This window comes from Pseudoxanthomonas sp. 134C1, assembly GCF_057773065.1.
Map to the genome: position 1 here is coordinate 141,190 of NZ_JBYMTH010000010.1, position 16,914 is coordinate 158,103.

General features: G+C 68.0%; 22 protein-coding genes. 9 read left to right on the top strand and 13 right to left on the bottom strand.

Going from position 1 to position 16,914, the window contains the following annotated elements:
- Window positions 1-9: 9 nt before the first annotated feature.
- Both AC3DEZ_RS16905 and AC3DEZ_RS16910 read left to right on the top strand, forming a co-directional pair.
- Window positions 10-1,335 (top strand): sigma-54-dependent transcriptional regulator, encoded by a 1,326-nt coding sequence (locus AC3DEZ_RS16905; RefSeq protein WP_488389268.1) that lies wholly within the window; start codon window positions 10-12, stop codon window positions 1,333-1,335.
- Entirely contained in the window at window positions 1,328-1,549 is a 222-nt protein-coding gene (locus AC3DEZ_RS16910) for a hypothetical protein (RefSeq protein ID WP_488389269.1), read from the top strand. Before AC3DEZ_RS16905 ends, AC3DEZ_RS16910 begins: the two co-directional genes overlap by 8 nt.
- Before the next feature lie 26 nt (window positions 1,550-1,575).
- On the opposite strand, the gene AC3DEZ_RS16915 is transcribed toward AC3DEZ_RS16910, so the two are convergent.
- Window positions 1,576-1,863: a KGG domain-containing protein gene (locus AC3DEZ_RS16915; RefSeq protein WP_488389270.1), complete on the bottom strand. Its 288-nt coding sequence runs from the start codon at window positions 1,861-1,863 to the stop codon at window positions 1,576-1,578.
- A 67-nt stretch (window positions 1,864-1,930) separates the two neighbouring features.
- Between AC3DEZ_RS16915 and AC3DEZ_RS16920 the strand changes: the two genes are divergently transcribed.
- The 4 genes from AC3DEZ_RS16920 to AC3DEZ_RS16935 all read left to right on the top strand — a co-directional run bounded on the left by AC3DEZ_RS16920 (window position 1,931) and on the right by AC3DEZ_RS16935 (window position 3,530).
- Window positions 1,931-2,167, top strand: coding sequence for a hypothetical protein (locus AC3DEZ_RS16920; RefSeq protein WP_488389271.1), 237 nt, complete (start codon window positions 1,931-1,933; stop codon window positions 2,165-2,167).
- Between the two features lie 407 nt (window positions 2,168-2,574).
- Window positions 2,575-2,961, top strand: coding sequence for a hypothetical protein (locus AC3DEZ_RS16925; protein WP_488389272.1), 387 nt, complete (start codon window positions 2,575-2,577; stop codon window positions 2,959-2,961).
- Between the two features lie 104 nt (window positions 2,962-3,065).
- On the top strand, window positions 3,066-3,266 hold the full coding sequence (locus AC3DEZ_RS16930) for a hypothetical protein (RefSeq protein WP_488389273.1): 201 nt from the start codon (window positions 3,066-3,068) through the stop codon (window positions 3,264-3,266).
- 84 nt (window positions 3,267-3,350) lie between these two features.
- Window positions 3,351-3,530 (top strand): hypothetical protein, encoded by a 180-nt coding sequence (locus AC3DEZ_RS16935; RefSeq protein WP_488389274.1) that lies wholly within the window; start codon window positions 3,351-3,353, stop codon window positions 3,528-3,530.
- Between the two features lie 5 nt (window positions 3,531-3,535).
- Here AC3DEZ_RS16935 and AC3DEZ_RS16940 read toward each other — a convergent pair whose 3' ends face one another.
- The 4 genes from AC3DEZ_RS16940 to AC3DEZ_RS16955 form a co-directional block, all read right to left on the bottom strand.
- Complete coding sequence (locus AC3DEZ_RS16940) at window positions 3,536-4,093, bottom strand: GIY-YIG nuclease family protein (protein WP_488389275.1); 558 nt, start codon at window positions 4,091-4,093, stop codon at window positions 3,536-3,538.
- A gap of 9 nt (window positions 4,094-4,102) precedes the next feature.
- Entirely contained in the window at window positions 4,103-4,348 is a 246-nt protein-coding gene (locus tag AC3DEZ_RS16945) for a hypothetical protein (protein WP_488389276.1), read from the bottom strand.
- Between the two features lie 83 nt (window positions 4,349-4,431).
- A complete protein-coding gene (locus AC3DEZ_RS16950; RefSeq protein WP_488389277.1) occupies window positions 4,432-7,236 on the bottom strand; it encodes a PAS domain-containing protein in 2,805 nt (934 codons plus the stop codon).
- Between the two features lie 73 nt (window positions 7,237-7,309).
- Entirely contained in the window at window positions 7,310-7,552 is a 243-nt protein-coding gene (locus tag AC3DEZ_RS16955; protein ID WP_488389278.1) for a hypothetical protein, read from the bottom strand.
- Between the two features lie 156 nt (window positions 7,553-7,708).
- On the opposite strand from AC3DEZ_RS16955, the gene AC3DEZ_RS16960 reads away from it, so the two are divergent.
- Window positions 7,709-7,858 (top strand): DUF3149 domain-containing protein, encoded by a 150-nt coding sequence (locus AC3DEZ_RS16960; RefSeq protein ID WP_141452787.1) that lies wholly within the window; start codon window positions 7,709-7,711, stop codon window positions 7,856-7,858.
- Between the two features lie 57 nt (window positions 7,859-7,915).
- Here AC3DEZ_RS16960 and AC3DEZ_RS16965 read toward each other — a convergent pair whose 3' ends face one another.
- The 8 genes from AC3DEZ_RS16965 to AC3DEZ_RS17000 form a co-directional block, all read right to left on the bottom strand.
- Window positions 7,916-8,515, bottom strand: coding sequence for a NapC/NirT family cytochrome c (locus AC3DEZ_RS16965; RefSeq protein ID WP_488389279.1), 600 nt, complete (start codon window positions 8,513-8,515; stop codon window positions 7,916-7,918).
- 3 nt (window positions 8,516-8,518) lie between these two features.
- Entirely contained in the window at window positions 8,519-9,124 is a 606-nt protein-coding gene (locus AC3DEZ_RS16970) for a nitrate reductase cytochrome c-type subunit (protein WP_488389280.1), read from the bottom strand.
- A 10-nt stretch (window positions 9,125-9,134) separates the two neighbouring features.
- Window positions 9,135-11,627, bottom strand: coding sequence for a periplasmic nitrate reductase subunit alpha (gene napA / locus AC3DEZ_RS16975; RefSeq protein ID WP_488389281.1), 2,493 nt, complete (start codon window positions 11,625-11,627; stop codon window positions 9,135-9,137).
- Complete coding sequence (locus AC3DEZ_RS16980) at window positions 11,624-11,938, bottom strand: chaperone NapD (RefSeq protein ID WP_488389282.1); 315 nt, start codon at window positions 11,936-11,938, stop codon at window positions 11,624-11,626. Before AC3DEZ_RS16980 ends, napA begins: the two co-directional genes overlap by 4 nt.
- Window positions 11,935-12,483 (bottom strand): ferredoxin-type protein NapF, encoded by a 549-nt coding sequence (locus AC3DEZ_RS16985; RefSeq protein ID WP_488389283.1) that lies wholly within the window; start codon window positions 12,481-12,483, stop codon window positions 11,935-11,937. Before AC3DEZ_RS16985 ends, AC3DEZ_RS16980 begins: the two co-directional genes overlap by 4 nt.
- 3 nt (window positions 12,484-12,486) lie before the next feature.
- Complete coding sequence (gene napE / locus AC3DEZ_RS16990; RefSeq protein ID WP_488389284.1) at window positions 12,487-12,654, bottom strand: periplasmic nitrate reductase, NapE protein; 168 nt, start codon at window positions 12,652-12,654, stop codon at window positions 12,487-12,489.
- 73 nt (window positions 12,655-12,727) lie between these two features.
- Entirely contained in the window at window positions 12,728-13,291 is a 564-nt protein-coding gene (gene mobA, locus AC3DEZ_RS16995; protein ID WP_488389285.1) for a molybdenum cofactor guanylyltransferase, read from the bottom strand.
- Between the two features lie 10 nt (window positions 13,292-13,301).
- Window positions 13,302-14,564, bottom strand: coding sequence for a molybdopterin molybdotransferase MoeA (locus tag AC3DEZ_RS17000; protein WP_488389286.1), 1,263 nt, complete (start codon window positions 14,562-14,564; stop codon window positions 13,302-13,304).
- Window positions 14,565-14,730: 166 nt separating this feature from the next.
- Here AC3DEZ_RS17000 and hemN point away from each other — a divergent pair, with 166 nt between their 5' ends.
- A complete protein-coding gene (gene hemN / locus AC3DEZ_RS17005) occupies window positions 14,731-16,131 on the top strand; it encodes an oxygen-independent coproporphyrinogen III oxidase (protein WP_488389287.1) in 1,401 nt (466 codons plus the stop codon).
- A 19-nt stretch (window positions 16,132-16,150) separates the two neighbouring features.
- A complete protein-coding gene (locus tag AC3DEZ_RS17010; RefSeq protein WP_192198615.1) occupies window positions 16,151-16,906 on the top strand; it encodes a helix-turn-helix domain-containing protein in 756 nt (251 codons plus the stop codon).
- Window positions 16,907-16,914 lie beyond the last annotated feature (8 nt).

Consider the following 16,914-nt stretch of genomic DNA (forward strand, 5'->3'; position numbering starts at 1 on the left):
AGAGTGAACATGGCGAATCCATGCTTTGCCATCGTCGACGATGACACCGAATTCGCGTCGATGACCCTGGACCTGGCCCGGCGCCGCGGCTTCACCGCGCATGCCTTCCATCGCGTCGCCGATGCCGCGCCCTGGCTGGCCCATCACGACCCCGATCTGACCCTGCTCGACATGCATCTTCCGGATGGCACCGGATTTGACGTGCTCGACCGCATTCCCGTGCAGCACCAGGGTCAGATCGTGTTCGTCAGTGGCAGCAGCGACATCGAACACGCGCGGCGCGCGGTGGCGTCCAGCGCCTCGGCCTACCTGCCCAAGCCCTTGCCCCCCACCCGCCTGATGGGGTTGCTCGACGATGTCCGCCTGTCGCACCAGGCACGCGAAGCGGTGCTGCGCGAGGATGCGGCGGACGGACTGCTCGGCGAAAGCGCGGCGATGCAGTCGTTGCGTCAGGAGATAGGCCGCGCCGCGCCGCACGAGGTCAGCGTGTTGCTGTTTGGCGAGACCGGCAGTGGCAAGGAACTGGCGGCCCGCGCGCTGCATGCGCAGAGCGGTCGCAGCGGTCGCTTCGTCGCGGTCAACTGCGGCGCCCTGCCCGGCGAGCTGCTGGCCAGCGAATTGTTCGGCCATGAGCGTGGCAGCTTCACCGGCGCCGCGGCCCGCCACCTGGGTTTCTTCGAACAGGCGCAGGGCGGCACGCTGTTCCTCGATGAAATCGGCGACATGCCGCCGGCGCTGCAGGTCTATCTGTTGCGGACGCTGGAAACCGGTGTGGTCCAGCGGATCGGCGGCCAGGGCGAAGTGCCCGTCGACGTGCGGGTGGTCGCCGCCACCCATCGCTTCGCCGGCAATGACTGCGCCGATCTCCGTCCGGATCTCTACTTCCGCCTGGCGCGCTACCCCATCGAAGTTCCCCCGCTGCGCGCGCGCAGGCAGGACATCCCGCTGCTGGCCAACGCATTCATCGACCGGCTCAACCGCCGCACCGGCCAGGGCAAGCGGCTGGAGGAACGCTGCCTGCCGGCGCTGATGGCGCATGCCTGGCCCGGCAACGTGCGCGAACTCGCCAGCGCGGTGGAACTGGCCTATCTGCGCAGCCAGGACGATGACGTGCGCGCCGTGCCGTCGCAGCCGGTGCGACGCGGTCCGTCGGGCGACGACGATCCGGCGGGCGTGCGCTTCCAGGTGGGCATGACCTTCGCCCAGATGGAATCGGAAATGCTGCGCAAGACCCTGGCCTTTCATGGTGGAGACAAGACCGCCACCGCCCGCAGCCTCGGCATCAGCGTGCGCACCGTGCACAATCACCTGGCCAGGAAGCGCGATGATGTCTGACTGGCAGCATGAACTGCGCAACGAACTCAATCTGATCCTGTACGCCAATTCGGTGGCGCGCCAGGCGCTTGTCCAGGGTCATCCCGAGGACGTGCGCGCCGGGCTGGACCGGATCGACGCGGCGGTCGTGCAGTGCGGCGCGCTGCTGGACCGGATGGTCACCACCACGGCCCCACCGCCGGTGCATCCCGCCGGCGCCGCCCACGGCGGCTAGACGCACAACGTCCACGGGCGGAAGGTTCAGTGCCGACGCATGGGGGGCACATCGCCGGTGTCATCCGGCCCGGCGCCTGCATCCTCCCCGTCATGCGTGTCCTCGGCGCTGGCCTGCTGCCGGCGGTTGGCCCCGCGGGCCTCGCCGCCGCGCGCGCCGATTCGCGCCATATGCCTCCGATCCTGGCTCACGGCTTCGCCGCCCTTGCGGCCGGCTTCGCGGGCCTCCTCGGAATCGAACTGATGGGCGTTTCCGCTCCGGTGCGCCGCGCGCCCGCCCTTGCGCGCGATCTCGCGCTGGCGCTCCGGATCCATCGCGGCGAATCCGCGTGGCTCGCGGCGCTCCGGTGCCGGTTTGCGTGGCGGGGAAGCGGAAGCGTTCATGGCGTATGCGTTCATCGCGGAAGGGCTCGATGACAACGGGGAACGGGACATGGGGTCGCCTTCTGTTGGAAAGGAATGGCGCGCGGACGAAGCCGTGGCCACAGCGTGCTCCGCAATGTCCGTGCCAACGGTGGAGCCCGCGCAGGGCGCGGACAACGCGCCGCGCCGGCGGCACATGCTGCAGCCCGTGAAATTTCTGCGTCAGGGCGGAGGCGCCGCGCCGCGTTCGCGCTGACCGCGGGCGCGCACGCAATCCGCGAGTTCGTCTCCCGCCTTGCCGTCGCATCCGCTCGCCGCGGGTGGCGGCCGGGTCGGATGCACGAGTTCGTCCCGCGCATCCGCATCGGCCGTCTCGCCGCCGTCTGTTTCCTGCCGTCGCGTTTCATGTTCACTCCCGGTTACGTCGATGCAAGGTCGAACATCGCGCTTCAGCTGAACAAGCACATCAGGGACACGCTCGTGAGCGCGATGCCAACGCGTTCTCTTCACGTGCTTTCCACTTCGCCGGAAATTTTTTCCGGCATGCGGAAACGGCTGCGTCCACCGCGTTGGAAACAACCGTTCGGGGTGTTGTTTCCAGTCAGTTTCCGATGGCATGTGATCTGCTATGTAACCGCATCCCCCACAGACAGGATGCATCCCATGACCAAAGCCGTGCCGATGAAGCTTCCTTCGGACTTCACCTGGGTGGAAGCCACATCCGACGACACATGGACGGGTGCGCGCCTGTTGGTCGATGGCTGCCGTGTGCTGGAAATCCACCCGCTCCGCGATGGCTGGCTGGTGAGCGTGCAGTTGCATGACCCGCTCAATCCGCAGGCCAACGTCGCGGTGCGTTCGGTCGCCGCGGGCATGCGCTGGTCCGCACGCTGGGCGCGCAGCCGGATTTCACGCCTGCGCGTATTGGCAACCGCCGAACGACGGCGGGTGGCGCCGATCGTCCCGATGCCGCGACCGGCGGCCCGCGAGCCCGCGGTGACCACGTCGTCCACCCGGCAGACGGCGCATGAGCTGCTGGCCGATGCCTGAGTGGCACGGCCGGGTCGCGCGCGCGCACCGAGTTGACCATGCCAGGCGCGGCGGAGCGCCGCGCCTGGCCCATGGCGTTCCTCCGATACCTCCGGGAGTTCCCCATGAAACACAAATCCGCGCCTCCGCAGCGCGAGAATCCACACGGCGACCAACAGAAGGCGCACACCGCCGATCGCCTGCGCAATGACCGTGCGCGCTGGAAGGAGCATGACCAGCCGGATGTCCCGCGCGGCACCGGCCAGCGGGATCCGGAACGCGACTATCCGGATCCGTTCGGTACCGGCGAACACGACCGGCACTGAATCCGGTTCCGGAAACGCGCGGGGTTCACGCCGATACCACCCGCGCCGCGCCACACTGGCGACGTCCTCCCAGCGGAGACCGTCATGAACCGCGACCGCAAGGATCCGCCCGCGCCGGAAGAAAACCGCGACGCGCCCGAGACGCCGCACGAGGAACGCAAGCGCAAGCATCACGAGAGCGAGAATCAGGACGAAGCCCTGGAGGAAACCTTCCCGGCCAGCGACCCGGTCTCCCCGTTCGTGCCGGCCAAGGCGCCGGACTGATCCGCTCAGCCGCGGATGCCGCGGTACCAGCGGACCACCTCCACCGGCATGCGTTCCTCCACGCCCAGCGCGAATGCCGCCTGTTCGTCGCAGGCGTCGCGCAGCGAGGGTGCGAGCGGATGCAGTGAAGGCTCGATGCCGGTGGCGAGCATGGATTGCCAGAGCGCGTCGGCCCAGCCGTAGAGGGAATCGCTGCCGCGCGCCAACGCCTCGCCCAGCCAGGGCTTCGCCGGATGCAGCGGGAATCCCCGGGCCGCCATCACGTCCATGTAGCCCAGAACGGCTTCGTGGGCGCCACGGAACCACTCGCCGTGCCCGCCCGCCGCCCGCACCGACAACAGGGGCGCGGGCGCGTTGTGCGGGCGCAGCGATCGCTTGAGCGCGGTCTCCCAGGATTGCGCCTCGGCGAAGGCGTCGGCCTGGAGCAGCCAGGCCCGTTCGAGATCGAAGAACTCGAACCAGCGCGGCGCCAGGCTGCGCGCGCGCGCCAGCGGGTCCCGTGAAATGCCCAGCTTGACCAGGTCTTCGCCCGCGCAGGGCAACAGGTACAGGAATGCGGTCACGGCGGGCACTCAGCGCGGCGCGCGTTCCTCGCGTGATCGCGCCGTGCGATCCCGGCGCAGCGCGCTGATCACTTCGAGATCATGCGCCAGCTCCTGTGGCGTGCCTTCGGCCACGTTGAGGTCGGCATCCTCCAGACGGGTGTCCAGTCCCGAGAACAGTCCGGAATTGCGGTAGCGGAACAGGAAGCACAGGATCTGGCCGCGCCGCCGGCCCGCGCCCTGCGGAGGTTCGAACTGCCTGGCCTGGGATTCCATGGCGGATTCCTTGAACGGGACTCCATTGTCGCGGCGCGATGGCTACGACGGGTGAAAGCCGCCGACGGCGCCACCGGATCCGCTCACGCCGTGCCCAGGTATTCGGCCATCAGGCGGCGCAGCGTCGCCACCTCCACCGGCTTGGCCAGGTGCACGTCGAAACCCGCTTCGCGTGAACGGCGCTTGTCGTCCTCGTGGGTCCAGCCACTCAGCGCCACCAGAATCAGCGGCGCCTCCACGCGCAGGGCGCGCATGCGCGCGGCGGTCTCGAAGCCACTGAGTCCGGGCATGCCCAGATCCATCAACACCATCGCCGGCGCGAACCCGGGGAAGCGCGCCAGCGCCGATTCGCCGTCGTAGGCGACCGCGACCTCGTGCCCGGCGAACTCCAGGTACTCGGCGATCGCGTCGGCCGCGTCGCGATTGTCGTCCACCACCATCACCCGGTGCCGGATCGATGCATCCATCCGCGTGTCCGCCATGTCCTCGCCTCCCGGCGCTGTCACTGGAATGAGGGGCAGTTCGACCTCGAAACGGCTGCCCTGCCCGATACCGTCGCTGTGCGCCGTCACCCGTCCGCCGTGCAGTTCGACGATGCTGCGGACCAGGGTCAGGCCGATGCCCAGCCCACTGCGCATGTGCTGTTTTTCCTGCCGGATCTGCGCGAACAGGTTGAATATCCCGCCGATGCGATCGGGCGGCATGCCGACGCCGCTGTCGGTGACGGTGACCCGCACGCGATCGCCTTCCGCCACCGATGCCAGCGCGATCCGGCCGGGCGCGTGGGTGAACTTGGCGGCGTTGTTGAGCAGGTTGGAGAACACCTGCGCCAACCGCACCGGGTCGCCGTCCACCTGGCAGCACGGCGGCGGCGCCAGCGTGATGTCCATCGCGTGCCCGGCCTGTTCGATCCAGGGACGGCTGGTATCGATCGCGACATTGAGCACTTCGTTGAGATCCAGCTGCTCGCGCCGCAGTTCGATGGTGCCGTGGGTGATCCGGGACACCTCCAGCAGATCCTCGACCAGGCGCACCATATGATCCACCTGCCGCTGCATGCGCATGAGCGAGCGCGCGAACGGCGCGTCGCCCGCCTCCACCAGCAATTCCAGGGTGGTCCGCAGGGGCGCCAGCGGATTGCGCAGTTCGTGGGCCAGGATCGCCAGGAACTCGTCCTTGCGCCGGTTCTGTTCCGCCTGCTGTTCCAGCAGTTCGCGCTGGCGGGCCTGCAAGGCCTTGAATTGCTGGATGTCGGTGGTCGTGCCCAGCCATTCGACGATGCGTCCCTGCGGGTCGCGCAGCGGCCGCGAGCGGGTGGAATGCCAGACATGGTCGCCACTTCCGGCATGGCGCACGCGATGTTCCACCGCCATCACTTCCGCTTCCCCGGCCTGCGCCCACGCTTCCAGCGTGGCGTCGCGGTCCTCCGGATGGATCGCTTCCAGCCAGCCCAGGCCGATGGCTGCTTCCTGGCGCTGTCCGGTGAACTGCTCCCACTGCGGGCTGGCCCAGGTCCAGTGGCCGCGATCGGATGAGCGCCAGACCAGTTGCGGAATGCCCTGGATGAGGGTGGAGAGTCGCCATTCGCTCTCGCGCAGCGCGCTTTCCACCCGCCGACGCTCGGTGATGTCCTGGGCGACCAGGATCCCGCCGATCACCTTGCCATCGCGCCACAACGGTACCGCGCCGAACACGATCCAGCGTTCCCGGCCGTCCAGATAGCTGTGGAAGTCCACCGTCGGCGGCACCGTTTCGCCGCGCAGGGCGCGCGAGTTCGGGTACTCCTCCGGCGACAGCAACCTGCCTTCGGCATCGTAGGCGCGCCAGCGCGAACGCGGGTCATGCGAGGGCAGCACGTCGCCGACCAGTTCCTGCAGGCGCGGGTTGGTCATCAGGTATCTGCCCTCGGTGTCGAACAGGCCGATGCCAACCGGCACATGCTCGATCACGGCGGACAGCTGCACCTGGCTCTCGCGCACCGCCTCGCTGATCCGGCGGCGTTCGCTGATGTCGCTGAACAGGACGCCGACCTGATGACCGATGCCCTCGAGCGGAAAGGCGTAAACCTCGAACCAGCGTCCGCCCAGACCGAGGGCCTGCGTCTCGAAGCGCCGCGGTTGTCCGGTCCGCGCGACGTCGCCGTAGGGTTCGTACCAGTCCGCCTCCAGGTCGACGGCGACCTCGCGCATGCTGCGGCCCACCACGTGGGTCAGGCCGGTATGGCGGGCAAAGGCGGCATTGACCTCGATGAACCGGTAATCGTTGGCGTGGCCGTCCGCGTCGAAGGCAATGTCGATGATGCAGAAACCCTGATCGATGGATTCGAACAGTTGGCGGAAGCGCGCCTCGCTGCGACGCAGTTCCACCGCCACCCGGGTCCGGAGCACCGCGGCCCAGGTCCGGTCGCCGACGTCCTGCACCAGTTGCTGTTCGATCGGGGTCCATGCGCGGACCTCGGCGTGGTGGACCGCGAGGATCGCCTTGAAATCACCATCGCGAACCAGCGGAACGCTGATGTACGCGCGGATACCGCTGTCCCGGTAGGTGCGCTGCTGCTCCCGGTTCAATCCCGGCTGCGCCAGGGTGTCGGGGCAACTGAGCGGGTCGCCGCGGCGCATCGAGTCGCCGACGTCCTGGCCAAACGCATCCAGACGCTGCTGGCCGGTCAATGGCGGCAGGCGCCCGCTGGTGTGTTCGACCTGCAACGCGAAGCGCTGGCCGGCCTTGTCCATTTCCGCATAGCAGACCCGATCCGCGCCCAGGTGGCGGGCCAGGTGTTCGGCGGCGAACGCCATGACCGCGCGCGCATCGCGAATGCGCCGGATACCGTCCTCCAGCGCCAGCAGAGCGGTTTGGCTGCCTGCGTCGGGGCTGCGCCGTTCCGGCATGACTCCCGTCCCTCGGGTGATCCGCATCAAGCTGTGGCAAACCCGGTGAAGGCCATGTCGAGGTCGCTGGCGTTCAGGCCCGCTCGGCCAGTCCGGGCCAGTCCGGATGCCCGCTGGAGTCGTACCACTGCTGGGCGCGCCGCAACGCCTCGGGCTTGCTGAGGGACGGATCGGCATAGAAATACCAGCGCGATCCCGTGGCCTTCTGCAGCTGCTCGTGGACCAGTCGGAAGCCCGTTCCCGGATCGGCGCCGGCGTCCCCCTGCACCAGTTCGGCGTGCTCGGGCGAGATGAGAAGCGAGTAGGTACCGCTCATGTCTTTTTCCTCCTGCGCACGTTATCGCACAGGCCGGCCGGATCGCCGTGCACGCGCTCTTCGCGCGCGCCCGTGGCCGGATCCCCATTGATTCAAGTCAATGCCGCGCGCCGCCAGCACGCTAACCTGCGCCCAGTCCATCTGGGGAAACGCCGCATGCATCCGATCCTTCGCGAAATCCTGCTGGAACCGGTCGGCTGGCTGGCCATCGGCGGCAGCCTCGTCATGTTCGGCATCGGCATCTGGGTCAGCCTGTTCCTGCGCAAGAAAATGCGCGAGGAAGAGCGCCGTCGCGGCGGCAAGTAACCCGTCCGGCGGCAATCATCGATTCCGGTTCTGGGGAAGCCGCAGCGGCTGGGGAGTTCAGCCCTGCGGCACTCCGGTCATGTCCGGCAGATGGTGGGCCACGCCCTTGTGGCAATCGATGCAGGTCTTCTTCTGCGTGCCCAGCCACAGCTTGTGGGTCTGGGCCGCGCGCGATCCCTGGCGGGTCAGATCCATCGACGAATAGTCGTGGCAGTTGCGGCATTCCAGCGAATCGTTCGCCTTGAGCCGATCCCATTCGTGCATCGCCAGCTCCAGCCGGTGATCGAGGAACTTCTCGCGGGTATCAATCGTGCCGAACACCTTGCCCCAGACCTCCTTCGAGGCCTGCATCTTGCGGGCGATCTTATTGGTCCAGTTGTGCGGCACATGGCAATCCGGACAGGTCGCGCGCACGCCGGAACGGTTGGTGTAGTGGATGGTCGTCTTCAGCTCCTGGAAGACGTTGTCGCGCATTTCATGGCAACCGGTGCAGAAGGTTTCCGTGTTGGTGGCCTCCAGCGCGGTGTTGAAGCCGCCCCAGAACACGATGCCGGCGACGAAGCCGGCCACCGTCAGGAAACCCAGGCTGTAATGCCGGCTCGGTGAGCGCAGGGTGCGCCAGATGGGCAGCAGACGTTGCTTGATCCGTTCCCACATGGCTCATTCGCTCCCCTGCTTGGCCGGCGCGACTGGCGCGACCGGCGCGACCGGCGCGGCCGGCGTGGTCGCGATGACGCTGTCGATGTCCTGGAAGTCGTTCGCCACCAGCGGCTTGGCGTCGGTCTGCACCACGTGACACTGATTGCAGAAGTAGCGCCGCGGCGAAATGGTGGCGAGGAACTGATCGTCGCGATCCATGTAGTGGGTCACGCTGACCGGGGGCGCCTGGAAGGTGGCGGCATTGGCGCGAGCGTGGCACAGCATGCAGCGGTTGCTGTTCTTGTCCACCTGGTAGCCGTCGATCGCGTGCGGGATGGTCGGCGGTTGCATCGGATAGGCGCGTACCCGTTTGATGTCGGCGTTCTCCACCCGTGCCATCGGCGGCGGCGCGCCCTCCTGGTCAATCGGCACACCGCGACGGATGGCGTCGATCTGGCCGCCGGGCGGCGACGCGTCCACCGGGGGCGCCGCCACGCTGTCGGCGGTGGCCGGCCCACCCGCCTCCGCCGGGCCGCGATGGCTGCCGAACATCCAGCCGGCCACGAACACCAGGATGCCCAGGACGGCGGTCAGGCCCACCGCGATCAGCAACGATTTGTTGCGCATGACGAGCCTCCTAGACGGCCAGCACCTTGACCGCGCATTTCTTGTAGTCGGTCTGCTTGGAAATCGGATCGGTCGCGTCCAGGGTGACCTTGTTGATCAGCTGGCCTGCGTCGAACCAAGGCACGAAGATGACCCCGGGCGGCATCCGGTTGCGGCCGCGCGTTTCGATCCGCGACAGCATCTCGCCACGCCGCGATACCACCTTCACCTCGTCGCCACGCTTGAGTCCGCGCTCGCGCGCATCGTCCGGATTCATGAATGCCACCGCGGCCGGGAAGCTGCGGTACAGCTCGGGCACGCGCATCGTCATCGAGCCGGAGTGCCAGTGTTCCAGCACGCGGCCGGTGACCAGCCACAGGTTGTATTCCTCGTCCGGCGACTCCGCCGGTGGTTCGTAGGGCAAGGCCCAGATCACCGCCCTGCCGTCCGGGTTGCCGTAGAACTGGAAGCCGGTGCCGGCCTTGACGTAGGGATCCGCGCCCTCGCGATAGCGCCAGCGGGTCTCCTTGCCGTCGACCACCGGCCAGCGCAGGCCGCGCGCCTTGTGGTACGCGTCGAAGGGGGCCAGGTCGTGGCCATGGCCGCGACCGAACGCGGCGTACTCCTCGAACAGGCCCTTCTGCGGGTAGAAGCCGAAGGCGGCCGCCTCGTCGTTGGCGTAGCCGGACTCGATGTCGGTCACCGGGAAGCGATCGACATTGCCGTTGCGATACAGCACGTCGAACAGGGTCTTGCCCTTGAACTGCGGATTGGCCGCCAGCAGCTCGGCCGGCCAGCATTCGTCGGTGGTGAAGCGTTTGGAGAACTCCATCAGCTGCCATAGATCCGAACGCGCCTGTCCCGGCGCCTTGACCAGCTGGTGCCAGAACTGGGTACGCCGTTCGGCGTTGCCGTAGGCGCCCTCCTTCTCCACCCACATCGCCGCCGGCAGGATCAGATCCGCCGCCTGCGCGGTGACGGTGGGATAGGCGTCGGACACGACGATGAAGTTCTGCGGATTGCGGTAGCCCGGCCAGGTTTCCTCGCGCAGGTTGGCCGCCGCCTGCATGTTGTTGTTGACCATCACCCAGTAGGCGTTGAGCTTGCCGTCCTTCAGGGCGCGGTTCTGTTCGACCGCGTGATAGCCCGGCTTGGGCTTGATGATGCCGTGCGGGATCTTCCAGATTTCCTCGGCATGCTTGCGGTGATCGGGGTTGGTCACCACCATGTCCGCCGGCAGGCGGTGACTGAAGGTGCCGACCTCGCGCGCGGTGCCGCAGGCGGACGGCTGGCCGGTCAGCGAGAACGGGCTGTTGCCCGGCGTGGCGATCTTGCCGGTCAGCAGGTGCAGGTTGTAGACCATGTTGTTGGCCCACACGCCGCGGGTGTGCTGGTTGAAGCCCATGGTCCAGAACGAGGTGACCTTGATCTTCGGATCCGCGTACAGCTCGGCCAGTTTTTCCAGCCAGCCGCGCTCCACCCCGGTCATCTCCACCGCCTTGTCCAGCGTGTACGGGGCGACGAAACGGGCGAAGGCCTCGAAATCGATGGGTTCGCCGCCGTTCGGGTCCTTGGCGTTCTTCGCCTTCACCTCCAGCGGGTTGTCGGGACGCAGGCCGTAGCCGATGTCGTCGTTGCCACGCTTGAAGGTGGTGTGTTTGCTGACGAAATCCTTGTTGACCTTGCCGGTGCGGATGATGTGGTTGGCGATGTAGTTGAGGATGACCAGATCGGTCTGCGGCTTGAACACGATCGGGATGTCGGCCAGTTCGAAGCTGCGGTGCTCGAAGGTCGACATCACCGCCACCTTGACGTGCGGATGCGACAGCCGGCGATCGGTCACCCGCGTCCACAGGATCGGATGCATCTCGGCCATGTTCGAACCCCACAGCACGAACGCGTCGGCGGCCTCGATATCGTCGTAGCAGCCCATCGGCTCGTCCATGCCGAAGGTGCGCATGAACCCCATCACCGCCGAGGCCATGCAGTGTCGCGCGTTCGGATCGATGTGGTTGCTGCGGAAGCCGGCCTTCCACAGCTTGTTGGCCGCGTAGCCCTCGAAGATGGTCCACTGACCGGAGCCGAACATGCCGACGGCGTCGCTGCCCTTCTCCTTCAGCACGCGCTTGAACTGCGCGGCCATCACGTCGAAGGCCTCGTCCCAGCTTACCTGCTCGAACTCGCCGTCCTTGGCGTAGACGCCGTTCTTCTTGCGCAGCAGCGGCATGCTCAGGCGATCCTGGCCATACAGGATCTTGGACAGGAAGTAGCCCTTGACGCAGTTGATGCCGCGGTTGACTTCGGCGTGGACGTCGCCGTGGGTGGCGACCACCCGGCCATTCTTGACCGCCACGTTGACGCCGCAGCCGGTGCCGCAATAGCGGCATGGCGCCTTGTCCCACTTCAACGTGGTCAGGTCGCCTTCGGTCACCAGGTTGCTGCCATCGCCCGCCAGCGGCAATCCGGCGGCCGCCGCGGCGGTGGCGACGGCGCTGTTGCGGATGAATTCCCGGCGTGTGCTCATGACTGGACTCCGGCAAGGTTGGATTCGGGCTGCGCGTTCACCTCGGCTTCCAGCGCATCGCGCGGCTCGGCGTGGTGGTACACCAGCAATACATTGAGCACGCCCGGCACCGAGCGCAGCTGTTCGACGCGATCCATCACCGCATAACGGTCGGCGGATTCGCACAGCACGACACTGCGGGTTTCCCCCGGAATGGCCAGCTCCAGATCGGCGTGTCCCGTGATGGTCGCCGCCAGCGCGGCCATGGCGTCGTGCCGATGCTGGATCACGAAACTGGCGATATGCAGTTCGTCGTCGCCGGGCGCGCTCATGCGGCGGTCTCCTGGGCAAGCTGCAGATGGATGGCGTGGGTCGGACACACCGACACGCAGGCGCCGCAGCCGCTGCAGGCGTCCGCATCGATGCGGGCGGCGCCGCGCGCGGCCGGTGGGATCAGGATGGCGGATTGCGGGCACGCATCGCGGCAACTGGCGCAGACCACGCCCTGGGCGCCGAGGCAGGCATCGTCCACGTGGGCGCGATAGGCCCACGGCGCGGATGCATCCTGCGGATCGCGCAGCGCGCCTGGCACGCACGCGTCCACGCAGGCATGGCAGAAGGTGCATTCGCCGCGCTCCGGATCGAACACCGCCTTGCCTTTGCGCAGTACGAGCACCTGTTCGGGACAGGCGTCCACGCAGGCCACGCATCCGGTGCATGCATTCGCGAAGGCGCCGCCGGCCAGCGCCCACGGCGGCCGCAGCACCGGCGTCGCGCCCGGCGGGACGGAAGAGTGACGGGACATCGGCGCGGAACGTTCCGCTTCGGCGTGGCCGAACAGCAGTGCGCGTCGCGAGATCGTCCGTACCGTGGCCATCGCTCAGGGCCCCGTCGGCGGGCCGGCGAACATCTGGTAAATCCAGACCAGGAAACCGTAGCCGGCGACGATCAGGACCGCGGTCAGCGGAAAAACGACCACGGTCAACAACAGAAAGGCGAGGCGTTCCCGGGCCTTGCCTGCGACGTCCTGGCGGGGTGGATGCTCCATGATGCTCACCTGGCGGTTGATGGCTGGGCGAACTGCGCAGCGAGCCTAGCACAAACTTTTGTGCCTGGACGTGTCAGTCGTCGGTGTCCGAGATCAGTGTGTTCCATTCCGCCGGCGTGTTGCAGTTGATCAATCGCGACCGCCATCCGTCCACCGCGACCACGCCGCCCTCCAGCGCTTCGTGGATGGCGCGCAGCGAACGCCGCGACGCGGCTTCGCCGGCCATCGCGGCCAGCACCGCGCGGCTGCGTGGGCCAAGCACGATCCGCATCGGCAGCGGATGGCCGGCGAAGATCGCGCAGTCGGCCCGCGATGCCGCCAGCGTGTCCAGCAGCGCGGCGTCCAGCAACGGCATGTCCACCGGTACCAGCAACCAGACGCCATCGTCGAGTTTCGGCGCCAGTTGCGCGAGCGCGGCGGCGGGACCGCCATCGCCGATCTCGTCCGGGATGGCATCGGGATCCGGATACGCGCCGCTGATCACCACCCGCGCCGCGCCGGCTTCGCGCAGTCGCCCGCGCATGTGATCCAGCAGGGTGTGTCCACGCCACGGCAGCATCGCCTTGTCCCGGCCCATCCGCGAGGAACGCCCGCCGGCCAGCACGATGCCGTTCCAGACTGGAATCGTCGTGTCCATGCCGTGCGGCTCACCCCTCCCGTCGCCAGGGCCACGCGTCGAGATGGCCGGTGGCATGCACGTCCACCGGATCTCCCGCGGCGAGGAGGCCATCACCCGCTTCCGCCGGCGGCAGCACCAGCCAGGCGTGCGAGGCCAGGAACGGCTGCAGGCGGAACGACTCCTGGCGAGGCAACGGACGCACCACCAGTTGCCCCGAGGCGCCGCACTCCAGTCGCGCATGCAGATGCGTGCGCAATCCGGGCCGACGCCAGGCGGCCTCGGCCAGGGGCAACCGCAGCGGACGTTCCATGGGCATGCCCAGCATCGCGCGCAGTACCGGTTCGACGAAGAAGCGCAGGCCCACCGCGCACGATGCCGGATTGCCCGGCAATCCGACATGCAGCCTGCCGTCCGGCAACCGCGCGGCCAGCAGCGGCTTGCCCGGGCGGATGCCGACGCCATGGAACAGGAGGTCGGCGTCGCGCGCGCGCAGGCCGGCGGGCACGAAATCGAAGCGCCCCTTCGATACCGCGCCGGTGCTGATCACGAGATCCACCGCTTGTTCGCGGATCCGATCCAGCGCCGCGGCGAACGCATCCGGATCATCCGCCACGCGTTCCTCGGCAACCACTTCGGCCCCCGCCGCACGCAGGCGCAGGCGCAGGAATGGCGTGTTGCTGTCATGGATGCGGGCGCCATCCGCGATATCGCTGCCGGCCAGTTCCAGACCGGTCGCGACGATGGCCACGCGCGGCCGTCGCACCACCGGCACGCGCGCCACGCCAAGCGCGGCCAGCAGCATGACGTGGGCCGCGCCCACCACTTCGGCAGCGGCCATCACCCGCTCGCCTTCGCCGACATCCTCGCCCCGGCGGCGGACGTTCGCGCCGGGCACGGGGGTTTCGCGCAGTCGAATCCGGGCCGGCATCGCCCACGCGCCCTCATCGGCGATGACATCCACGCGCTCCACCGGCACCACCGTGTCCATGCCCGCGGGCAGCGGCGCGCCGGTCATGATTTCCCAGGCGCCCTCGCCCGCTTCGCTGGCCACGACGCCCGCGGCGATCGAGCCGCGCACCGGCAGTTCCTGCCCGGCCGCGGGCGGCGTTCGTCCGTGCAGCGCCAGGGCGAATCCGTCCATCGCCGCGTTGTCGAATCGCGGCAGCGCCGCCGGACCGGCGACATCCGCGGCCAGCACGCGGCCGACGGCGTCACCGGCCGCCACCGTTTCGTTTTCCAGCCTCGCCGTCCCCCGCAGGAGAATGGCGAGGGCCTGTTCGTATCCGATCACGCACGCTCCCGGAAAGAGATTCCCGCGCCCGGATTGCGGCGACCGGCAGGGTCGGACATCCATGGCGCGGACGCCGCATCCTCACATAGCTGAAGGGTTGCGGCCAACTGGCGGATGGTTGATTCAGGTCAAGGCGCCCCGGCGCCTCGCTCCCTAGCCTTTGCCCATGCCCGCACTTTCCGCCCTCTTCGACCCCGAACTGCTCCGGCGTTACGACAAGCCGGGGCCGCGCTATACCTCCTATCCGACCGCGCCGCAGTTCTCGGCGCAGTTCCAGGAAGCCGAACTTCGCGAGGTGGCGGCGATCACCAACGGCGATCCGATTCCGCGGCCGCTGTCGCTGTACCTGCACATCCCGTTCTGCACCAGCCCGTGCTTCTATTGCGGCTGCAACCGCATCATCACCCGCGAGAAGGCCCGTGGCGACGCCTACCTGACCCGCCTGTACCGCGAAATCGCCCTGGTCTCGCCGCTGTTCGATCGCGATCGCGATGTCAACCAGGTGCATTTCGGCGGCGGCACCCCCAACTTCCTGTCGCCGGACCAGATCACCGAGGTCGTCGACGTCCTGCGCCGCCACTTTTCGTTCGCCTCGGGCGCCGGCTTCGACTGCTCGATCGAACTGGATCCGCGTTTCATCACCCCCGACGAGGTCGGCCAACTGGCCCGCGCCGGCTTCAACCGCGCCAGCCTGGGCGTGCAGGATTTCGATCCCGACGTGCAGCAAGCGGTCAACCGCGTGCAGGGCGTCGAGGACACCCTGGCGATCATCGACGCCTGCCGCACCCACGGCATGCGCTCGGTCAACGTGGATTTGATCTACGGCCTGCCCCGGCAGACCCTGGCCGGTTTCTCGCGCACCCTCGACATTACCCTGAAGGCGCGTCCGGACCGGCTGGCGATCTACAGCTACGCGCACCTGCCGGCGCTGTTCCGCCCGCAGCAGCGCATCCACGCCGAGGAACTGCCCTCCCCCGAGCAGAAGCTGGACCTGCTGCGTTGCGCCATCGACAAGCTGGGCGAAGCCGGCTACGTCTACATCGGCATGGATCATTTCGCCCTGCCCGGCGACGATCTGGCGCTGGCCCAGCAACGCGGTGACCTGCATCGCAATTTCATGGGCTATTCCACCCACGCCGAAAGCGATCTGATCGGCCTGGGGGTCAGTGCGATCAGCCACATCGGGGCCAGTTTCAGCCAGAACCCGCGCGACATCGGCAGCTGGGAGCAGATGATCGACAGCGGCCGCCTGCCGGTCTGGCGCGGTATGCGCCTGGACGAGGACGATCTGCTGCGCGCCGACGTCATCCAGCAGCTGATGTGCCACGGGCGCATCGATTTCGACGCCATCGAGCGCCGCCACGTGATCGACTTCCGCGACTATTTCGCCGATGCGCTGGCGCGGCTGGAACCGCTCCAGGCCGACGGTCTGGTCGAGGTGGGGCCTCGGGATGTGCGTGCCACCTCGCGTGGACGCCTGCTGTTGCGTATCATCGCAATGTGCTTCGACAGATACTTACCCGCCGCCGCGGAGGCCGCGACCACGCGGTTCTCGCGAACCATCTGACCTCATCCGGGACGTCCGCATGAGCTCGCCGGTCGTTTTCCCGCGTACCGACGCCACCATTCTTTCGGACGACGGCGATTCGCTGACGTTCTGCTCGACCTGCGCGTTCTCCCAGGCCTGCCTCAGCGAGGGCATGGACAAGCGGGCGCTGATGGACCTGCATGTGCTGGTCGAACATGTCGGCCCGCTGCAACCCGGTGAACACGTGTTCCGCGAGGGGGATTCCTTCAGCGCCATCGCCGCGGTGCGCGCCGGCACGGTCAAGACCTACCAGGTCGATCGCGACGGCCACGAGCAGGTCCTGGGTTTCCACCTGCCCGGCGAGGTGATCGGCCTCAACGCGATCCACGGCGATCGCTATCCCTGCAACGCGATCGCGCTGGACACGGTGATGCTGTGCCGGTTCTCGTTCCCGAAGATCGCCCTGCTGGCCACCCGCCTGCCGAACCTGCAGCAGCACCTGTTCCGGTTGATGAGCCACGACATCGGCGTGGCCTCGCTGTTCGCCCGCGACAACAGCGCCGACGAGCGCATGGCGGCGTTCCTGATCGGGCTGTCGCGGCGGCTGGCCGCGCGCGGCTATTCCTCGCGCCGGTTCCAGCTGACCATGTCGCGCACCGACATCGCCAACTACCTGCGCCAGGCGCCGGAAACGGTGAGCCGGGTGCTGCGCCGGTTCGAACGCGACGGACTGGTCCACATCAAGCAGCGCGACGTGGAGATCCTGGACATGGATCGCCTGCACGAACTGGCGTCCACGGTGCTGCGCGACTGACGCCGTCC

Coding starts and splice junctions, on each gene's coding strand:
- AC3DEZ_RS16905 (WP_488389268.1), top strand. CDS start 10: ATGGCGAATCCATGCTTTGCCATCGTCGACGATGACACCGAATTCGCG.
- AC3DEZ_RS16910 (WP_488389269.1), top strand. CDS start 1,328: ATGTCTGACTGGCAGCATGAACTGCGCAACGAACTCAATCTGATCCTG.
- AC3DEZ_RS16915 (WP_488389270.1), bottom strand. CDS start 1,863: ATGGATCCGGAGCGCCAGCGCGAGATCGCGCGCAAGGGCGGGCGCGCG.
- AC3DEZ_RS16920 (WP_488389271.1), top strand. CDS start 1,931: ATGGCGTATGCGTTCATCGCGGAAGGGCTCGATGACAACGGGGAACGG.
- AC3DEZ_RS16925 (WP_488389272.1), top strand. CDS start 2,575: ATGACCAAAGCCGTGCCGATGAAGCTTCCTTCGGACTTCACCTGGGTG.
- AC3DEZ_RS16930 (WP_488389273.1), top strand. CDS start 3,066: ATGAAACACAAATCCGCGCCTCCGCAGCGCGAGAATCCACACGGCGAC.
- AC3DEZ_RS16935 (WP_488389274.1), top strand. CDS start 3,351: ATGAACCGCGACCGCAAGGATCCGCCCGCGCCGGAAGAAAACCGCGAC.
- AC3DEZ_RS16945 (WP_488389276.1), bottom strand. CDS start 4,348: ATGGAATCCCAGGCCAGGCAGTTCGAACCTCCGCAGGGCGCGGGCCGG.
- AC3DEZ_RS16950 (WP_488389277.1), bottom strand. CDS start 7,236: ATGCCGGAACGGCGCAGCCCCGACGCAGGCAGCCAAACCGCTCTGCTG.
- AC3DEZ_RS16955 (WP_488389278.1), bottom strand. CDS start 7,552: ATGAGCGGTACCTACTCGCTTCTCATCTCGCCCGAGCACGCCGAACTG.
- AC3DEZ_RS16960 (WP_141452787.1), top strand. CDS start 7,709: ATGCATCCGATCCTTCGCGAAATCCTGCTGGAACCGGTCGGCTGGCTG.
- AC3DEZ_RS16965 (WP_488389279.1), bottom strand. CDS start 8,515: ATGTGGGAACGGATCAAGCAACGTCTGCTGCCCATCTGGCGCACCCTG.
- AC3DEZ_RS16970 (WP_488389280.1), bottom strand. CDS start 9,124: ATGCGCAACAAATCGTTGCTGATCGCGGTGGGCCTGACCGCCGTCCTG.
- napA (WP_488389281.1), bottom strand. CDS start 11,627: ATGAGCACACGCCGGGAATTCATCCGCAACAGCGCCGTCGCCACCGCC.
- AC3DEZ_RS16980 (WP_488389282.1), bottom strand. CDS start 11,938: ATGAGCGCGCCCGGCGACGACGAACTGCATATCGCCAGTTTCGTGATC.
- AC3DEZ_RS16985 (WP_488389283.1), bottom strand. CDS start 12,483: ATGGCCACGGTACGGACGATCTCGCGACGCGCACTGCTGTTCGGCCAC.
- napE (WP_488389284.1), bottom strand. CDS start 12,654: ATGGAGCATCCACCCCGCCAGGACGTCGCAGGCAAGGCCCGGGAACGC.
- mobA (WP_488389285.1), bottom strand. CDS start 13,291: ATGGACACGACGATTCCAGTCTGGAACGGCATCGTGCTGGCCGGCGGG.
- hemN (WP_488389287.1), top strand. CDS start 14,731: ATGCCCGCACTTTCCGCCCTCTTCGACCCCGAACTGCTCCGGCGTTAC.
- AC3DEZ_RS17010 (WP_192198615.1), top strand. CDS start 16,151: ATGAGCTCGCCGGTCGTTTTCCCGCGTACCGACGCCACCATTCTTTCG.